This window comes from Pseudomonas sp. 478, assembly GCF_003254125.1.
Classification (GTDB): domain Bacteria; phylum Pseudomonadota; class Gammaproteobacteria; order Pseudomonadales; family Pseudomonadaceae; genus Aquipseudomonas.
The window spans coordinates 237,014-254,622 of the sequence record NZ_QKZG01000003.1; the positions used below are offsets into that span (position 1 = coordinate 237,014).

The window sequence follows — 17,609 nt, forward strand, 5'->3', positions numbered from 1 at the left end:
GTGACCATCGGGCACCGTGAGCGCTTTGACGGTCTAGGGCCTGTCGCTATACTGCGCGTCAACTCCACGGACAAAAGAGCCGAGCTCAAGTGAACCGGCCCACGCCAGTAAAAACCGATAACTTCTTTCTGCTGATCTTCCGTGCACTGCGCCACCGCCGTGTACCGATTGCATTGCGCATCGCCAGCCATAACGTGATCCTGGTCGCTCTGGCCCTGGTGATCTATGCCTGCGTGATGGGTTTGCAGTTCAAGCAGGCCATGCACGAGCAGGCGGATGCGCTGGGCGAAAGCCTGACCACCCAGACTGCCACGTCCGCCACAGAGCTGTTGGTGTCCAACGACATCCTCAGTCTCAATGTGCTGCTCAACAACCTGACCAAAAACAAGCTGGTGGCTCACGCTGCCATCTACAGCGTGGATAACCGCATCCTCGCCGAAGCCGGTCAGCGCCCCAAGCACAGCCTGCTGGGCGAAGCCGAAGGCATGTACCAGAGCAAGATCACTTTCCAGGATGTGACCGCCGGGCAACTGCGTATCAGCCTGGACATGGATCAGTTCCAGCAGCCGATGACCATCAGCCTGCAAAGCATGGGCATTTTGAGCGCGATTCTGCTGGCGCTGTCCCTGGCCTTGAGCCTGCGCCTGGGTCGGCACATCTCCACGCCGTTGCTGCAATTGCGGGTGTGGCTGCGCCATATCGACGAACACACCCCGGCCACCGAGCGTCAGGATGAGATCGGCGATCTGGCCCGTCAGCTGCACGCCGACTTCGCACCAGAGCCCGCCGAGCCGGAACCTGCTCCCGAGCCTGAATACGACGAAAGCGACTACGAAGATGCCGACGATAACGAGCCAACCTTCGAAGTGCGCAATTTGCGTGACCCGAGTTTCGATGAATCCAAGCCTGTGGCCGGTCTCAAACCTGCGCCACGGCGCATTGTCAGCACCGTTGAAGACGATGATGACGACGATGCATTTGCCGACTTGCGTGATGAATCAGCTTCGACTGCGCCGAAACCGGTAGCCAAACCGCAACTGTCGAACGTGCCGCAACACAGCGCGGTGCTGGCCGTGCAACTGGGCGCTCAGGATCAGCTGCGTCGTTTGCCCCGCACACGCCTGGAAGAACTGCTCAAACGCTATCGCGACTGCCTCGATCAGGCCGCCTCGCTCTACCAGAGCGAGCTGCACACCCTGAACGATGGCAGCACGCTGATGTTGTTCCATACCGAAGACAGCGGCGACGACTACCTGACCAATGCCATCTGCTGCGGTGAATTGTTGCGGGCTCTGGGCCATCAGTTGCAGATCGAAGTCGCCGACAGCGGCATCACCCTGCAATTGCAACTGGGCCTGACCCTGGGTGACGAACTGTTTGGCCTGAGCCAGATTGATCTACTGCTGACCGAAACCGCCCAGGATGCGCTGGCCCTGTCGCAACACAGCCGCAACCTGTTGCTGGTGGAGCGCAAGATCGGTGACGACGCACTGATTCGCCAGCGCGCTCGAATCCGACCGATCGCAAGCCCGGAAGGCGCTTGTTGCGTAGAGCGGCTGATGGAGCCTTATCCGTCGATGCTTGAGCGGCAACTGGCGCGGATGCATGAACGACGGGCGTAAACCCTAGTCCCGGTTGTAAAGAAGCCCGCAGACGAGTGATCGTCTGCGGGCTTTTTGGTGACTGCTCTGAAAAGATCGCAGCCTTCGGCAGCTCCTAAAAAGTTCGCATGCCTCTGCAAAGCCGCGGTCTATCCGACCCTGTAGGAGCTGCCGAAGGCTGCGATCTTTTGATCCGGGCTTTTTGTTGCCTGTTCCCGCCTCTTCGCGAGCAAGCCCGCTCCCACATTGATCCCCGCTGTCCATAAACAGCGTGCTCATTGAAGATCCACTGTGGGAGCGGGCTTGCTCGCGAAGAGGCCATAAGAAGCACTGAAGATTCATTGCGCAGAAGCAACAAAGCCCGCACATGGCGGGCTTTGTTTCTGGATCAATCCAGGCTCAGAACCTGAACACTTCCATATCGGTCCTGATCGGCGAAGCCATCGGGATCTTCGGCTGTTTGTCCTGCTCGGCAGCAGGGGCCACAGGCTTAGGCGACGGTTTGCGCGGCGCTTCGGCAATCGGCGGCTGATTCGCCAGCGGCTTGAGGGCCGTCGACAGTTGCTGGGCCAGACGCTGCAACAACACACCCTGAGCCTGAACCTGAGCCGCCGTGCCACCGGCATGTTGCTCTTGCAGGTGAATGATGCGGTTATCACGAACCTGGCCACGACGGTCGATCAGACGCCATTGCGCATCAAGGATCGCCGGTTGCGCCTCACCCGAGTCCAGGCGAGTAATCGTCAGGAGAACCTGCACATCCGGCGTGAAGCCCACTGTCGCTGGCGCCAGCACTACGCGCTGGCTGTCCAGATGACCGGCGACCTGACGCAGCAGCAGTTGATCGATATCCGACGACAGGCTACCCGCCCAACGACCATCAGCCGACGCTTGCAGGCTGCCATCCGGCTGTCGCTGCAACAACGTTTCGCGTTGCAGATAATCGGCTACCGTTACCGGACCCAGCAATACAGCCATGCCCGCGCTTTGCGCAGGCTGAGCCGGACTTCCGCTGTCCAGCTGATACAGCGACACCGGTTGGTGAACGCTGCAACCCGCCAGGCCAAGAACGCCCGCGAGCATCAAAATAAAAGGAAGGCGCAGAGCAGTCATCGTCCCATCCAGGTGGTTGCCACAAGGCTAACCACAGTGAAAATACTCAATAAATATGAAGAACGCTCGGCCACGCCGGCGCTTGAAAGGCCATATCATCCGTGAATATGCGTTCCGACTCCAGCGCCAAAGCGTCGATCTACGCGCTAAATCGTAGATCGAGCGCTCTAGGACGCTTAATTGAGGTTTTCGACGAGCAGCGCATCTACCCTCTGAAAGCCACGTGGCAATTTGTTCCCACGACGTCCACGCTCACCTTTGTAGTGCTCGAGGTCGTCCGCTTTTAGTGACAAGGTACGTTTTCCGGCCTGCAGCACCAATGTGGCGCCATCCGGCAGAACGGCGATGTCCGTGACATATTCTTCCCGGCTGGCAACACGCTCGCCGGAAATCCCGATGATCTTATTACCTTTACCTTTACCTAATTGTGGCAGATCGCTGATTTTGAAGATCAGCAGGCGACCTTCGGTGGTCACCGAGGCCAGCCAGTTTTGCTCACGATCAGCCACCGGACGCGGCAGAATCACCTTGGCGTTGTTCGGCAGACTCAACAGCGCCTTACCCGCCTTGTTCTTGGCTTGCAGGTCCTCACCTTTTACCACGAAACCGTAACCGGCGTCGGACGCAATTACATACAGCGAATCGTCTTCCGGCATCAGCACGCATTCGAAGCTCGCCCCTGGCGGCGGCGTCAGACGACCGGTCAGCGGTTCGCCCTGGCCTCGGGCTGATGGCAGCGTGTGCGCGGCCACCGAATAGCTGCGACCGGTGGAATCGATAAACACCGCAAACTGGTTGGAACGTCCGGGCGCCAAGGCCTTGAAACCATCCCCGGCCTTGTAGGAAAGCCCGGTGGCGTCGATTTCGTGGCCCTTGGCGGAACGAACCCAGCCTTTTTCCGACAGGACGACGGTCACTTTCTCGTTCGGCAGCAGATCGTGCTCGGTCAGGGCCTTGGCTTCGGCGCGCTCGACGATTGGCGAGCGACGGTCGTCGCCGTAGGTTTCGGCGTCCTTGATCAGCTCGGTGCGCACCAGTTTTTTCAGCTTGGCTTCGCTGCTCAGCAGGGCTTGCAGCTTGGCCTGTTCCTTGAGCAGTTCATCCTGCTCGGCACGCAGCTTCATTTCTTCCAGTCGCGCCAACTGACGCAAACGGGTGTCGAGGATGTAGTCGGCCTGGATTTCGCTCAGGGCGAAACGTGCGATCAGCGCGGCTTTCGGGTGCTCCTCGGTGCGGATGATGTGGATCACTTCATCCAGGTTGAGGTAGGCGATCAACAAACCGTCCAACAGGTGCAGGCGACGCTCGACCTTGTCGAGGCGGAATTGCAGACGACGACGCACAGTCTGGACCCGGAACTCCAGCCACTCGACCAACAGCGCACGCAGGTTTTTCAGCTGCGGCTTGCCATCCAGACCGATGATGTTGATGTTGACCCGGTAGCTCGACTCCAGCTCGGTGCTGGCGAACAGGTGGGTCATCAATGCATCGTGGTCAAAGTTTTTGCGTGCGCCCGGAATAATCACGATCCGACACGGGTTTTCGTGGTCGGATTCGTCTCGCAAGTCAGCGATCTGCGGGGCTTTCGACGGTTTGGCCTGCATCATGGCCGCGATCTGTTCCAGCACCTTGGCGCCAGACACCTGATGCGGCAGCGCCGTGACGATGATGTCGCCGTCTTCGATGTGGTACACGGCGCGCATGCGCACCGAGCCCTTGCCGGTTTCGTACATTTTCAGCAGGTCAGCGCGCGGCGTGATGATTTCCGCTTCGGTCGGGTAATCCGGCCCCTGGATGTGCTCGCAGAGTTGTTCGACCGTGGCTTTGGGCTCATCGAGCAAACGCACGCACGCCGTGGCGACTTCGCGCAGGTTGTGCGGCGGTACGTCGGTGGCCATGCCCACGGCGATGCCGGTGGTGCCGTTGAGCAGGATGTTCGGCAAACGCGCCGGCAACACCAGCGGCTCGTCGAGGGTACCGTCGAAATTCGGCCCCCAGTCCGCAGTGCCCTGGCCCAGTTCACTGAGCAGCACTTCGGAATAACGCGACAGCCGCGCCTCGGTGTAACGCATGGCGGCGAAGGACTTGGGATCATCCGGCGCACCCCAGTTACCCTGACCGTCGACCAGCGTGTAGCGATAGCTGAACGGCTGGGCCATCAGGACCATGGCTTCGTAGCAGGCCGAGTCGCCGTGCGGGTGGAACTTACCAAGTACGTCACCGACGGTACGCGCCGATTTCTTGTGCTTGGAATCGGCGTCCAGCCCCAACTCGCTCATCGCGTAGATGATGCGCCGCTGTACCGGTTTCAGGCCGTCGCCGATATGCGGCAAGGCACGGTCCATGATCACGTACATGGAGTAGTTGAGGTAGGCATTTTCGGTGAAGTCAGCCAGTGACCGGCGTTCTACACCGTCCAGGCTGAGATCAAGGGAGTCGCTCATGCGGGCCTCATCGGTTCGTTGTCTGGCGCAGCAGCATGGTGCCACCGCGCTGGGTAAATTCAAGTTGGTTCAGCGCGCTCATACCGAGCAGCACTTGCTTGCCATCCAGGCCTGGCACGACGAGGGCGCGCACATCACGCAGCACAATGTCGCCCAGTTGCAGCCGGTCGATGCGGGTTCGGTAACCCTGGGTTCGACCGTTGGCTGTGCTCAGGGTCACCCCGAAGCCTTTTTCCAGTTTCAGCCGTTCGGCCATTTCCGCCGGGATCGACACGTCGGTCGCCCCGGTATCGAGCATGAAATCCACCGGCTGGCCGTTGATCTGGCCGCTGGCGACGAAGTGACCCTGGTTGTTACTGGCCAGTTTCACCTCGATAAAATCTTCGCCCCGCTCGGAGCTGACCACCATATTAGGATTCTGCTGACGCACTTCCCACTGGCCGAAAAATCGAGTGGCCAGAAACAGCGCCGCGCACCAGGCCAGCACCATAAATACCCGACCGGCGCGTTTACCCGGCGTTTGCTGGCTCACGGCTTGGCGCTCCAGCCGCCTTCAGGCGCGGCAAAGCGCCAGACGATCGGACGTTCCTCGCCATCGGCGCGGGCATCGTTGTTGTTGTCGGTGCCAATCCACGCGCCCTCGGCGTCAACAATCAACGCTTCGGTCAGGCCGTAAGGATTTGAATAGCGGCGATGCGCCTGCAAGGCTTCATCGGCAAACGACCAGCAGCGCTCGACCTTGGCCGTCACCGGATCACGGCGGCAGATCTGGTAAGCGTTGCGCTCAAGGGTAAACAGCTTGCCGTTGAACAGCGACAGGTCGGAAAAGTCTCTGGACACTGCTTTGGCTCGGGGAAACTGCGCCGGTTGCATTTCTTTCCCGGCTTCGCTCAGCAACACACAGCCACCATCGCAATCCCATACCGTCTGTTTGCGCTTGATCAACAACAATCCACGGCTCTGACGCTCGGCGGCGAGCCACATTTGATCACCCCCCGGATTGATCGCCAGGCCCTCGAACAACGCATTGAAGTGCAGCAGCATGCCGCTGGCCCGGGCTTCTCGAATCAGCATCGGCGAGATCTTCAGCCAGGACGATGGCCCAACGGGCGGCACTTGCAGAATCGCAGCATGGGATTCGCTGACGATATAGCGGTTACCGGCGCTGTCGCAGGTGATGCCTTCAAAATCCAGATCCCCGCCACGGACAAACGACGCCAGCCAGGTCCGCGAACGCAGGCCCCAGGGCAAACCGCTGTCTGGCACCGGCGGCACGCCGATGCCCACGGTTTCGGCTTGCCATACCCTGTCGCGGGTATCGAGCCGGTAAATCTGATCGTCGTCGCGATCCGACACCGTCCACATATCCTTGCCGCACTGGGCCAACCCTGACAGGTTGCCGCCGCGCATACCGTCAACGGGATGCTCGGACAACAGGCGCAGTTCCGGCACCGGTTCGGCAAACACCGAAACCGAGGTCAGAAGTAACGCACACGCCAGGGCAAAGCCAACCCGCATCAGCCAAGAACCTCGGCCAGATTGCCTTTGGATTCCAGCCAGGATTTGCGGTCACCGGCGCGTTTCTTCGCCAGCAGCATGTCCATCATTTCCGAGGTCGCTTCAAAATCGTCCAGCGTCAGCTGCACCAGACGCCGAGTGTTCGGGTCCATGGTGGTTTCGCGCAGCTGTGGCGGGTTCATTTCACCCAGACCTTTGAATCGTGTGACCTGCGGCTTGCCGCGTTTCTTCTCGGCCACCAGACGATCGAGGATGCCATCGCGCTCGGCTTCGTCCAGGGCGTAGTAAATCTCTTTGCCCAGGTCGATACGGTACAACGGCGGCATCGCGACGTAGACGTGACCGGCATCCACCAACGGGCGGAAATGCTGGACGAACAACGCGCACAGCAACGTGGCGATGTGCAGACCGTCGGAGTCGGCGTCGGCGAGGATGCAGATCTTGCCGTAACGCAGCTGAGCGATGTCCGCCGAGCCCGGATCGACACCGATGGCCACGGCGATGTTGTGCACTTCCTGGCTGGCCAGCACTTCGCTGCCATCGACTTCCCAGGTGTTCAGGATCTTGCCGCGCAACGGCAGGATCGCTTGAAATTCTTTGTCTCGTGCCTGTTTGGCCGAACCGCCGGCGGAATCACCTTCCACCAGGAACAGCTCGGAACGCATCGGGTCCTGCCCGGCGCAGTCGGCGAGTTTGCCCGGCAGTGCCGGCCCCGCCGTGATGCGCTTGCGCTCGACCTTTTTGCTGGCCTTCAGACGACGGCCGGCATTGTTGATCGCCAGTTCCGCCAGCAACATGCCGGTTTCCGGGTTGGCGTTGAGCCACAGGCTGAACGCGTCCTTGACCACACCGGAAACAAACGCGGCCGCTTCACGGGACGACAGACGCTCTTTGGTCTGGCCGGAGAATTGCGGCTCTTGCATCTTCATCGACAGCACGAAAGCGATGCGTTCCCAGACGTCTTCCGGCGCCAGCTTCACGCCGCGTGGCAGCAGGCTGCGGAATTCGCAGAACTCGCGCATCGCATCGAGCAAGCCCTGACGCAGACCGTTGACGTGGGTACCGCCCTGCGCCGTCGGGATCAGGTTGACGTAGCTTTCCTGAACGCTGTCGCCACCTTCCGGCAACCACAGCAGCGCCCAATCGACCGCTTCTTTGTTACCAGCCAGGCTGCCGCAGAACGGTTCGTCCGGCAGCCGTTCGAATTCGCTGACCGCGTCCACCAGATAGGAGCGCAGGCCGTCTTCGTAATGCCATTCGACTTTCTCGCCGGTGGCCTTGTCTTCAAAACTGACCAGCAGCCCCGGGCACAGAACGGCCTTGGCCTTGAGCACGTGCTTGAGGCGGCTGATGGAGAATTTCGGCGAATCGAAGTATTTCGGGTCCGGCGCGAAGAATACGCTGGTACCGGTGTTGCGCTTGCCGACGGAACCGATGATTTCCAGCTCGGTTTTCTTGTAACCGTCGGCGAAAGTCATCTGGTATTCGTTGCCGTCACGCTTTACGCGCACCCGGACTTCGTTCGACAAGGCGTTGACCACGGAAATACCTACCCCGTGCAGACCGCCGGAGAACTGGTAGTTCTTGTTGGAAAACTTGCCGCCCGCATGGAGCTTGGTGAGGATCAGCTCGACGCCCGACACGCCTTCTTCGGCGTGGATATCCACCGGCATGCCACGGCCGTCATCGCTGACTTCCAGGGAGTGATCGGCGTGCAGGATGACCTGCACCGAGGTCGCGTGCCCGGCCAAGGCTTCGTCGACGCTGTTGTCGATGACTTCCTGGGCGAGGTGGTTCGGCCGACTGGTGTCGGTGTACATGCCGGGGCGTTTGCGCACCGGGTCGAGGCCCGAGAGGACTTCGATGGCGTCTGCGTTATAAGAGCTAGCGCTGGGAGTGGCCATGGGGTCTCGTCGTCCGCCTGTAAAAAGAGTGTTCTGTGAAAAAGAGGTGACGACTCACAGTGCAGTGAAATCAATCGCCTGATACAAATCTGCGCCGATGCCGGCAAAACTCAGCATTGCCGGCAATTGCTCGGCAAAACCCTGGAAGCTATGGTCGCCGCCGGCCTGGATGCGCAAGGCACAGGCCCGGTAATACTGCTGGGCGAGGCGGTAGTCCAGCGTTTCATCGCCAGTCTGCAACCACACCTGATACCGCTGCGGGTCCTGGGGCGCCGGCACTTCCAGCTCGGCCAGGGCCGTCACGTGGTCGTGGGTCAACTCCCAGGCCTCATCGGTATACAGGTTTTTCTGCGTCCCCAGATACCCGTCGAACATCCGGTGCGGACTGACGGCAGGGTTGATCAACAGGGCCTTGAGGCCATGGCGCTCGGCCAGGTGAGTCGCATAGTAGCCGCCGAGTGAGCTGCCGACCAGCAGTGGCCGCCCAAGCTCCTCAATCGCCTTGTTTAGCTGACCGATGGCCTCACGCGGATGGTGATGCAAGGCCGGGACGCGCAACTGATCGCTCAAGCCCAGACGCTCCATTACCTGTACCAACTGCGTGGCCTTTTTAGACGAAGGCGCACTGTTGAAACCGTGAATATAAAGGATCGAACCAGACATTTGAGCTCCCTGTGCGTCGGGTAAAGAGGCGCAGTTTACAGGGTGTCGGGGGAATCGGGGACATCCGCAGAAATGAGGGTGTCTGTGCCGCCTTCGCGAGCAAGCCCGCTCCCACATTGGATCGGTGTCGTTCACAAATCCCCTGTGGGAGCGGGCTTGCTCGCGAAAGCCGCGACTCGGTCCTGCTGAATGACAAAAAAGTCAGTAGCCGCTGGAGCCGTAATCCACCTGGAAGTCGAAGCCGGTGACACGTTCCACGCCGGTTTCCAGTTGACCATCCGGCAACAGTCGCAACCACCGATACCCCGGCGCCTGGTCACTGACCTTGAAATCATCACTGCCCGGTTCGAACTGAATACACGTCGAAGGCGAGGCGATCAGCCGCACGCCATTGCGATCCTGGTCGATCTCCTGATGCACATGCCCCCACAAAACAGCACGTACTTGTGGAAACCGATCCAGCACCGCAAACAGCGCCTCAGGATTACGCAATCCAATGGACTCCATCCACGCACACCTGATCGACACTGGATGATGATGGAAGCACACCAGATGATGCCGCTCCGGCGCCTCACTCAACGAACGGGCCAGCAACTGTAGCTGCTCATCCTGCAAATACCCCGGCACCGAACCCGGTACGGCTGAATCGAGCAACGTGACGCGCCAGTTACCGATATCCACCACCGGCTCCAGCAAGGCACTCTGCACGGCAGCCTCAGCCATGATCTGCGGCTCATCATGATTGCCGGGAATCCAGCGCGCCGGCGCATCGAGTTGCCGCGTCAGGTCGCGAAACAGTTGATAGGACTCCAGCGTTCCGTCCTGAGAAAGATCACCGCTGGCAATGATCAGGTCGATCTGCGGCTGCTGTAGCCGCACCAGCTCGATGACTTTTTGCAGGCTGTCACGGGTATTCATGCCCAATAACGTCCCGTCCGCCTCGGCAAACAGATGACTGTCGGACAGTTGCACCAGCAACGCCGAATCGGCGGTGGTCAATGTGGATACGCTCGGCAAGGCGTTCTCCCAGGGCTGAATCACGGGATGGATGAGTGCCGCAATTATGCTGGGGGATGATCAAAAGGGGAAACCTGTGAAGCTGACGCAGTTCACAACTACCGCTACCGCACAACCGCGTACTCGTGTCCGCAGGCCAGGCAATGGCTCAGCCATTCACCCAGGAACATATTCAGCTGGGCCTTTTCGTCCGGCTGATGCATTGAGGCATTCGGATAAGGATAGATGCCGCGAAAGCGTCGTGCATGTTCGGCGCTGACGACTTCGGCCATGCACGCGTCGTGATAGACCTGAACTTCCAGTTGCGGCACCGGCAGCCACGGCAGGCTGTGTTCCTGGCGCACTTGCAAGGTTGTGGTGTACGGACAGACTTGAAGGACTTCGAGGGCCAGCACGCCGAGCATCTGGTCGCCGTGGGTCACGGCAATGCGCCGCGCCTCCGGCTCGTTGCGCATGTCCGGCAGCAGTCGCATCAGGCGCGCGTAGTTGGCCTCGCAGGAGGCTTGCAGCCCCACGAGGTCGACCCTATAGCGATCGCGCAGTTTGTTTACGACCATAACCCCCTCACTTCAACGCGGTTCAAAGCTAACCATTGCAAGGCAATGATGCTGGCCGCGTTGGCAATTCGTCCGTCGCGTACGGCCTGCAGGGCATCTTCGAACGCCCAGACCGTGACGCGGATATCTTCTGCTTCTTCCTCCAGCCCATGCAGGCCGCCGACGCCGGTGCTGTCGCAACGCCCCAGGTACAAGTGCACAAATTCATTGCTGCCGCCCGGCGATGGAAAATATTGGGTCATCGGCCAGAGCGCCCCGAACACAAGCCCAGCTTCCTCCTGCGCTTCGCGGTGAGCAACTTCTTCCGGCACTTCATCCTTGTCGATCAGACCGGCGACCAGTTCGATCAGCCATGGATTGTCGGTTTTGCCCACAGCGCCGACGCGAAACTGCTCGATCAACACCACTTCATCGCGCTGCGGATCGTACGGCAGCACGCACACCGCATCGTGGCGAACGAACACTTCACGATTGATCTCGCGACTCATGCCACCGGCAAACAATTCGTGGCGCAAGTGCACACGATCGAGCTTGTAGAAGCCCTCGTAGCACCTTTCGCGCCGAACGATATCAATGGCGGTCGGTATGGCGTTGGCAAAATCAGTCATGACAATCCTCGTTTACTGCAAATCCGTTATGAGGCTCCTTGTTTGTTACTTGCAACCTCGACTTCGCGCCATCCTAACGCGCCCGCGACCTTTGATGCAGCCCCTTTCCAGTCAGCGGGATAGACGGTGAGGGCGAAACCAACTCTAATTAGCTTAGTGGCGAACTGACTGCTTCGTTGATAGTCGAAGCGGATAACTTTTTGCCTTTCCCTGTTTTATGAAGGACGCCCATGTCGCTTTTTAAAATCGCCTCCGTGGCTGCAATCGCCCTGACCCTGGGCGCCTGCCAGAGTTTGTTCCAACCCAACTACCGGACGCCGCTGGAAACTACCCGCGATGCATCCGAACAGCTGAAACCGGGTTGCACAACAGCTGACTGCCCGCTGGTGAACATCGATACGCTGCACTTCCCTGCCGAACCGCAGTTGGACGGCATCATCGAAAAACGCCTGCTGCAAATGACCCGCACCTCGCCCGACGCCCCGGTGGCGCCGACGCTGGCAGCGTATCGCGAGCAATTTTTGAGCAGTGCCGGCCCGCGTAACAGCAGCTACCTGCAAGCCAAGGTACGTGAGCAGCATGACGGCTTGGTGATCGTCGAATTTTCCAGCTACCTGGACACCGGCGGCGCCCATGGCACGCCGGGCCGCAGTTTCATCAACTATTCGCGCCAGCAACACAAAGTGCTGACGCTGTCGGACATGTTGGTGCCGGGGCAGGAAGAGGCGTTCTGGAAAGCCGCGCAGGTGGCGCACAACAGTTGGCTGATCAGCACCAAACTCGATCAGGAGCCAGAGTTCGTGAAGAGCTGGCCCTTCGTCAAAACCCAAAACGTTGCGCTGACGTACGGCGGGGTGATCCTCAAGTACGAAGTGAGCTCCATCGCACCTTACGCGCTGGGTCACGTCGAACTGAAGATCCCTTACCCTCGCCTGAACGGCATTCTCAAGCCCGAGCTGTTTCCTGGCCGTAACTGAAGGCCCGACCCAGCACGAGTTGCAGCAGCCCTGCCAGAATCAGTGACGGCAGGGTTGCGCCGATGTCCGGGTACAGATTAGCCAGCAAATGATAGGTGCTTACCCCGCCCAACCAGGCGAGCAACGCCGGCCAGCGCAATGCGGCTGACGCCACGCGAGCACCGCGTTTGCGCAGGATGAAGTGATCCACCAGCACCACGCCGAACAGCGGCGCAAACACCGAACCGATCAACAGCAGGAAGTTCTGATACTGGGCCAACGGCGCCAGGCACGCGATCAGCGTGCAGATCACGCCAATCGCCAGCGCCAGATGCTCGACCTTCATGCGCAACAGAATTCCGCTGGAAACGGCCGCCGAGTGTATGTCGGCGAAGGCGTTTTCCGACTCGTCCAACAGGATCAGCAGCAGCGGAATCCCCAGGCCCGCACCGGCCAATGCCAACAGCAAGGCATTCACTTCACCGCTCGGCGCAAACGCCAGGGTGTAGGCCACGCCCAGGCTCATCAGCCAGAAGTTGCCAACAAAGAAACCCACTGCCGTGCCGCCAAACACATTTTTCCCACGCTTGCCGAAACGCGAGTAGTCGGCAATCAGCGGCAACCACGAAAGCGGCATGGCGATGGCAATGTCGAAACCCACGGCGAACGGCATCGAACCATCACCGGCCTGCGCCCACAACGCCGCCAGATCAGCTTTGGCGAACAGGTTCCAGGTCAGCCAGATGCACGCGGCCAGCAGCAACCATATACCCCACTTGCGCAGGATCTGACGGACGAACGTCAGCGGACCACTGACGGCCAACAAGGTTGCCAAACCACCAAAGAACACAGTCCACAGCAGTGGATTCGACAGCAGGCTGCCTTCGCTGAACGCCCGCGCGCCGAGCAGGCTGGCAGCGTCACGCATGACGATGATTTCGAACGAGCCCCAACCGATCAGTTGCAGCAGGTTCAGCACGGCCGGCAGGCTCGCGCCTTTTGCACCGAGGCTGAGTTTGAGCGCGGCCATCGACGACAGACCAGTGTCGCTGCCGATCACGCCAACCGCCGCCAGCAAAAGAACACCGACCAGCGTGCCAAGGAAGATGGCCAGCAGCGAGCCGGACAGGCCCAGACCTGGCGCGAGCAGAGCACCGGTCTGCAGGACCATCAGGCCGATGCCGAGGGAGAACCACAGGGAAAACAGATCGCGGCCGCCGAAGACACGTTTGTCTGTGGGCACCGCAATATCAGGGGAATAAGTACTGGGTTGAATGCTCAAGGGTGTTATCTCAGAGGGACATTTGTTGTTATGTAGATCGCTATCGCCAGCAGGCTGGCTCCCACAGGGGACTTGTGAACACCACAAATCCAATGTGGGAGCCAGCCTGCTGGCGATGGGGCCGGTGCAGGCCCCACCGCTTCAGGTCAGATCAAACCTTCTTGTACAGCTGACTGCCTTCCTGTTTGAACCGCTCGGCCTGTTCCGCCAATCCCTGGGCGACTTCGGCATCAACGGTTTCGATGCGCTGGTTGGCCGCGTACTCACGGACTTCCTGAGTGATCTTCATCGAACAGAATTTCGGCCCGCACATGGAGCAGAAGTGCGCGACCTTGGCCGAATCCTTCGGCAGGGTCTCATCGTGATACGAACGAGCCGTGTCCGGATCGAGGCCCAGGTTGAACTGGTCTTCCCAACGGAATTCGAAACGCGCCTTGCTCAAGGCATTGTCGCGGATCTGCGCCCCCGGATGCCCTTTTGCCAGATCGGCGGCATGCGCGGCGATTTTGTAGGTGATGATCCCGGTCTTCACGTCATCCTTGTTCGGCAAACCCAAGTGTTCCTTCGGCGTCACGTAGCAGAGCATCGCGCAACCGAACCAGCCGATCATCGCCGCACCGATCCCCGAGGTAATGTGGTCGTAGCCTGGTGCGATGTCCGTGGTCAGCGGGCCGAGGGTGTAGAACGGCGCCTCGTCGCAGCATTCCAGCTGCTTGTCCATGTTCTCTTTGATCAACTGCATCGGCACGTGGCCCGGGCCTTCGATCATGCATTGCACGTCGTGTTTCCAGGCGATTTTGGTCAGCTCGCCCAGCGTTTCCAGCTCACCGAATTGCGCCGCGTCGTTGGCGTCGGCAATCGAGCCCGGACGCAGGCCATCGCCCAGCGAGAAGCTGACGTCGTAGGCCTTCATGATTTCGCAGATGTCTTCGAAATGGGTGTAGAGGAAGTTTTCTTTGTGGTGCGCCAGGCACCACTTGGCCATGATCGAACCGCCACGGGACACAATGCCGGTCACGCGCTTGGCGGTCAGCGGCACGTAGCGCAACAACACACCGGCATGGATGGTGAAGTAGTCGACGCCCTGCTCGGCCTGTTCGATCAGCGTGTCGCGGAACAGCTCCCAGGTCAGGTCTTCTGCGGCGCCGCCGACTTTTTCCAGGGCCTGATAAATCGGCACGGTACCGATCGGCACCGGCGAGTTACGGATGATCCACTCGCGGGTTTCGTGAATGTGTTTGCCGGTGGACAGGTCCATGACCGTGTCCGAACCCCAGCGAATGCCCCAGGTCAGTTTCGCCACTTCTTCTTCGATGGACGAACCCAAAGCGCTGTTGCCGATGTTGCCGTTGATCTTCACCAGGAAGTTACGGCCGATGATCATCGGTTCCAGTTCGGTATGGTTGATGTTGGCCGGAATGATCGCGCGACCGCGGGCGATCTCTTCACGGACGAATTCGGGGGTGATGATTTTCGGCACGCTGGCGCCAAAGCTGTAACCGGCGTGTTGCTGGTCCAGCAGGCCAGCGGCGCGGGCCACTTCAAGCTTCATGTTTTCGCGGATGGCGACGTATTCCATCTCGGCGGTGATGATGCCTTTGCGGGCGTAGTGCATCTGGCTGACGTTGGCACCGGCCTTGGCACGGCGCGGGTTGTTCACGTGGGCGAAACGCAGCTTGGTCAGCTCCGCATCGGCGAGGCGTTCCTGACCGAAGCTGGAACTCAGACCTGGCAGGCGCTCGGTGTCGCCACGGGATTCGATCCACGGCGAACGTACATCGGCGAGACCTTTGCGCACGTCGATGGTGACGTTGGGGTCGGTGTACGGGCCCGAAGTGTCGTACACAACGACCGGCGCGTTGATCTCGCCGCCGAAGTCGGTCGGGGTCACATCAAGGCTGATTTCGCGCATCGGCACGAGGATGTCCGGGCGAGAGCCCTGAACATAGATTTTTTGCGAGCGGGTAAACGGCTGAACCGATTGCTGATCGACCTTGGCCGAGTCACTCAAGTTGGTTGCGATTTTTGATTTTGTAGTCATCACGGGCTCTCCAGACACACATCCAGGCAGTGGATTTTTTGTCGGAGCGAACCTGTAAACGAATGGACGCACGGGCGCTGGGGAAACCAGCTGTGCTGTGCTCAGTGCTCGAGGGGTGTTCGATTGTCGAACAACATCCCGGACGAAGCACAAGAGGACTCGCCGGGTGACGAGAAATCTTGTTCCCTACGCAGGCGCTAACCTGATCAGGTTCAACGGGATCCGAAATTATTCGATCTCAGCCTCATAGCAAGGCACCCCGACAAGAACCCGGCCAGTCTAGACACAACCGGCAAAGAACGCCAACACCGCAGTAAACACCATGATGAATGGCGCAATTACAGGATTGTTGCGGCCGTTGCGCACAACTACACTCGCTACGCCATACCGCACCTTGACGCTGTATGAGCCGCGCCGTAGCCTTGGCGCTCAAATTATCAGCGTAATTTTTTAGGGATGGCCTCATGCTGCGCAAACTTTCACTGGCTCTTGCCGTGTCTTGTGCGTCCAATGGAATGGCCTGGGCAGCAGAAGCGCCCTTATCGACCAAGAACGATCTGGTCAGCGTCTATCAGGAAGCGGTGGACAACAACGCCGACCTTGCAGCAGCCATCGCTCAATATGGCGCCCAGAAAGAAGTCGTGCCCCAGGCCCGCGCCGGGCTGTTGCCGAACCTCTCTGGCGGCGCCGAACTTGCCAACGTGCGCACGGTGATCGATCAGCCTTCGGCTACCGCCAACCGTAATGCTCATTCCTATCAGGCGACCCTGGCGCAACCGCTGTTCCGTGCTGATCGCTGGTTCCAGTTCCAGGCCGCCAAAGACGTTAACGAACAGGCTGCATTGCAGCTCTCGGCAACCCAGCAAAACCTGATCCTGCAATCTGCCGTCAGCTACTTCAATGTCTTGCGAACCCAGGACAACCTGGCGTCAACCAAGGCCGAAGAAGCCGCGTTCAAACGCCAGCTCGATCAGTCCAACGAACGCTTCGACGTCGGTCTCTCGGACAAAACCGATGTGCTGCAATCGCAAGCCAGCTACGACACCGCCCGCGCCAACCGAATCGTCGCGCAGCGCCAGGTCGATGATGCGTTCGAAGCCCTGATCACCCTGACCAACCGTCAGTACAACTCGATCTGGGGCATTGCCCATACCTTGCCGATCCTGCCGCCAGCACCGAATGACGCCAAGGCCTGGGTCGATACGGCAGCCAGACAGAACCTCAATCTGCTCGCGAGCAACTACGCCGTCAGCGCCGCCGAAGAAACCCTCAAGCAGCGCAAGGCCGGCCATGCGCCCACCGTGGATGCCGTGGCGAAATACGAGAAAGGTGACAACGACGCCCTGGGCTTCAGCAACCCGAACGCCTTCGGCCAGCCTTACGGTGGCAACGTCGAGCAAACGACGGTTGGCCTGCAACTGAACATCCCGATCTACAGCGGCGGCCTGATCAATTCCCAGGTGCGTCAATCGTATGCGCAGCTGGATCAGTCCGAGCAGCAACGTGAATCCTTGCGCCGGCAAGTGGTGGAAAGCACCCGCAATCTGCATCGCGCAGTGAACACCGACGTTGAGCAGGTACAGGCGCGCAAGCAGTCGATCATCTCCAACCAGAGCGCCGTGGAAGCGACCGAAATCGGTTATCAGGTGGGCACACGGAACATCGTCGACGTGCTGGATGCCCAGCGTCAGCTGTACACCTCGGTGCGCGACTACAACAACACGCGTTACGACTACATCCTCGACAACCTGCGTTTGAAACAGGCCGCTGGCACGTTGAACCCAGGGGACCTGCAGGATCTGGCGCGTTACCTCAAGGCTGATTACAACCCGGATAAAGACTTCCTGCCGCCGGATCTGGCGAAGGCTGCGGCGGAGCAGCTCAAAGCCCGGCCCTGACAGCAAA

14 protein-coding genes and 1 riboswitch are annotated in these 17,609 nt (G+C 59.9%); of the genes, 3 read left to right on the forward strand and 11 right to left on the reverse strand.

Going from position 1 to position 17,609, the window contains the following annotated elements:
* Nucleotides 1–89: 89 nt before the first annotated feature.
* Nucleotides 90–1,622, forward strand: a complete 1,533-nt coding sequence (locus DFS28_RS07925; RefSeq protein WP_111449280.1) for an AhpA/YtjB family protein — start codon at nucleotides 90–92, stop codon at nucleotides 1,620–1,622.
* Nucleotides 1,623–2,000: 378 nt separating this feature from the next.
* Here DFS28_RS07925 and DFS28_RS07930 read toward each other — a convergent pair whose 3' ends face one another.
* The 9 genes from DFS28_RS07930 to DFS28_RS07975 all read right to left on the reverse strand — a co-directional run bounded on the left by DFS28_RS07930 (nucleotide 2,001) and on the right by DFS28_RS07975 (nucleotide 11,425).
* Nucleotides 2,001–2,714 carry a membrane integrity-associated transporter subunit PqiC gene (locus DFS28_RS07930; RefSeq protein ID WP_111449281.1) on the reverse strand — a complete coding sequence of 238 codons (714 nt, stop codon included), beginning with the start codon at nucleotides 2,712–2,714 and terminating at the stop codon, nucleotides 2,001–2,003.
* 176 nt (nucleotides 2,715–2,890) lie between these two features.
* Nucleotides 2,891–5,158: a DNA topoisomerase IV subunit A gene (gene parC, locus DFS28_RS07935; RefSeq protein ID WP_008153344.1), complete on the reverse strand. Its 2,268-nt coding sequence runs from the start codon at nucleotides 5,156–5,158 to the stop codon at nucleotides 2,891–2,893.
* A gap of 7 nt (nucleotides 5,159–5,165) precedes the next feature.
* Nucleotides 5,166–5,690 carry a TIGR02281 family clan AA aspartic protease gene (locus DFS28_RS07940; protein ID WP_111449282.1) on the reverse strand — a complete coding sequence of 175 codons (525 nt, stop codon included), beginning with the start codon at nucleotides 5,688–5,690 and terminating at the stop codon, nucleotides 5,166–5,168.
* Nucleotides 5,687–6,676 carry an esterase-like activity of phytase family protein gene (locus tag DFS28_RS07945; RefSeq protein WP_111449283.1) on the reverse strand — a complete coding sequence of 330 codons (990 nt, stop codon included), beginning with the start codon at nucleotides 6,674–6,676 and terminating at the stop codon, nucleotides 5,687–5,689. The genes DFS28_RS07940 and DFS28_RS07945 overlap by 4 nt, the downstream gene beginning before the upstream one ends.
* On the reverse strand, nucleotides 6,676–8,580 hold the full coding sequence (gene parE, locus DFS28_RS07950) for a DNA topoisomerase IV subunit B (RefSeq protein WP_111449284.1): 1,905 nt from the start codon (nucleotides 8,578–8,580) through the stop codon (nucleotides 6,676–6,678). The genes DFS28_RS07945 and parE overlap by 1 nt, the downstream gene beginning before the upstream one ends.
* 54 nt (nucleotides 8,581–8,634) lie before the next feature.
* Nucleotides 8,635–9,243, reverse strand: coding sequence for a YqiA/YcfP family alpha/beta fold hydrolase (locus DFS28_RS07955; protein WP_008153348.1), 609 nt, complete (start codon nucleotides 9,241–9,243; stop codon nucleotides 8,635–8,637).
* A gap of 201 nt (nucleotides 9,244–9,444) precedes the next feature.
* Nucleotides 9,445–10,260 (reverse strand): 3',5'-cyclic-AMP phosphodiesterase, encoded by an 816-nt coding sequence (gene cpdA / locus DFS28_RS07965; protein ID WP_111449286.1) that lies wholly within the window; start codon nucleotides 10,258–10,260, stop codon nucleotides 9,445–9,447.
* A 104-nt stretch (nucleotides 10,261–10,364) separates the two neighbouring features.
* Complete coding sequence (locus DFS28_RS07970) at nucleotides 10,365–10,817, reverse strand: DUF1249 domain-containing protein (RefSeq protein WP_008153350.1); 453 nt, start codon at nucleotides 10,815–10,817, stop codon at nucleotides 10,365–10,367.
* Entirely contained in the window at nucleotides 10,808–11,425 is a 618-nt protein-coding gene (locus DFS28_RS07975) for an NUDIX domain-containing protein (RefSeq protein ID WP_111449287.1), read from the reverse strand. Before DFS28_RS07975 ends, DFS28_RS07970 begins: the two co-directional genes overlap by 10 nt.
* 230 nt (nucleotides 11,426–11,655) lie before the next feature.
* Here DFS28_RS07975 and DFS28_RS07980 point away from each other — a divergent pair, with 230 nt between their 5' ends.
* Complete coding sequence (locus DFS28_RS07980) at nucleotides 11,656–12,402, forward strand: RsiV family protein (protein ID WP_111449288.1); 747 nt, start codon at nucleotides 11,656–11,658, stop codon at nucleotides 12,400–12,402.
* On the opposite strand, the gene cytX is transcribed toward DFS28_RS07980, so the two are convergent.
* Nucleotides 12,371–13,663, reverse strand: a complete 1,293-nt coding sequence (gene cytX, locus DFS28_RS07985) for a putative hydroxymethylpyrimidine transporter CytX (RefSeq protein ID WP_111449289.1) — start codon at nucleotides 13,661–13,663, stop codon at nucleotides 12,371–12,373. The two genes, DFS28_RS07980 and cytX, sit on opposite strands and share 32 nt — an antisense overlap.
* Before the next feature lie 151 nt (nucleotides 13,664–13,814).
* Nucleotides 13,815–15,704 (reverse strand): phosphomethylpyrimidine synthase ThiC, encoded by a 1,890-nt coding sequence (gene thiC / locus DFS28_RS07990; protein ID WP_111449290.1) that lies wholly within the window; start codon nucleotides 15,702–15,704, stop codon nucleotides 13,815–13,817.
* A gap of 166 nt (nucleotides 15,705–15,870) precedes the next feature.
* Nucleotides 15,871–15,976: riboswitch (TPP riboswitch) on the reverse strand.
* Between the two features lie 192 nt (nucleotides 15,977–16,168).
* On the opposite strand from thiC, the gene DFS28_RS07995 reads away from it, so the two are divergent.
* The gene (locus DFS28_RS07995) at nucleotides 16,169–17,602 is read left to right on the forward strand and encodes a TolC family outer membrane protein (RefSeq protein ID WP_111449291.1); all 1,434 of its coding nucleotides are present in this window, start codon (nucleotides 16,169–16,171) and stop codon (nucleotides 17,600–17,602) included.
* The last annotated feature ends 7 nt before the right edge of the window (nucleotides 17,603–17,609 follow it).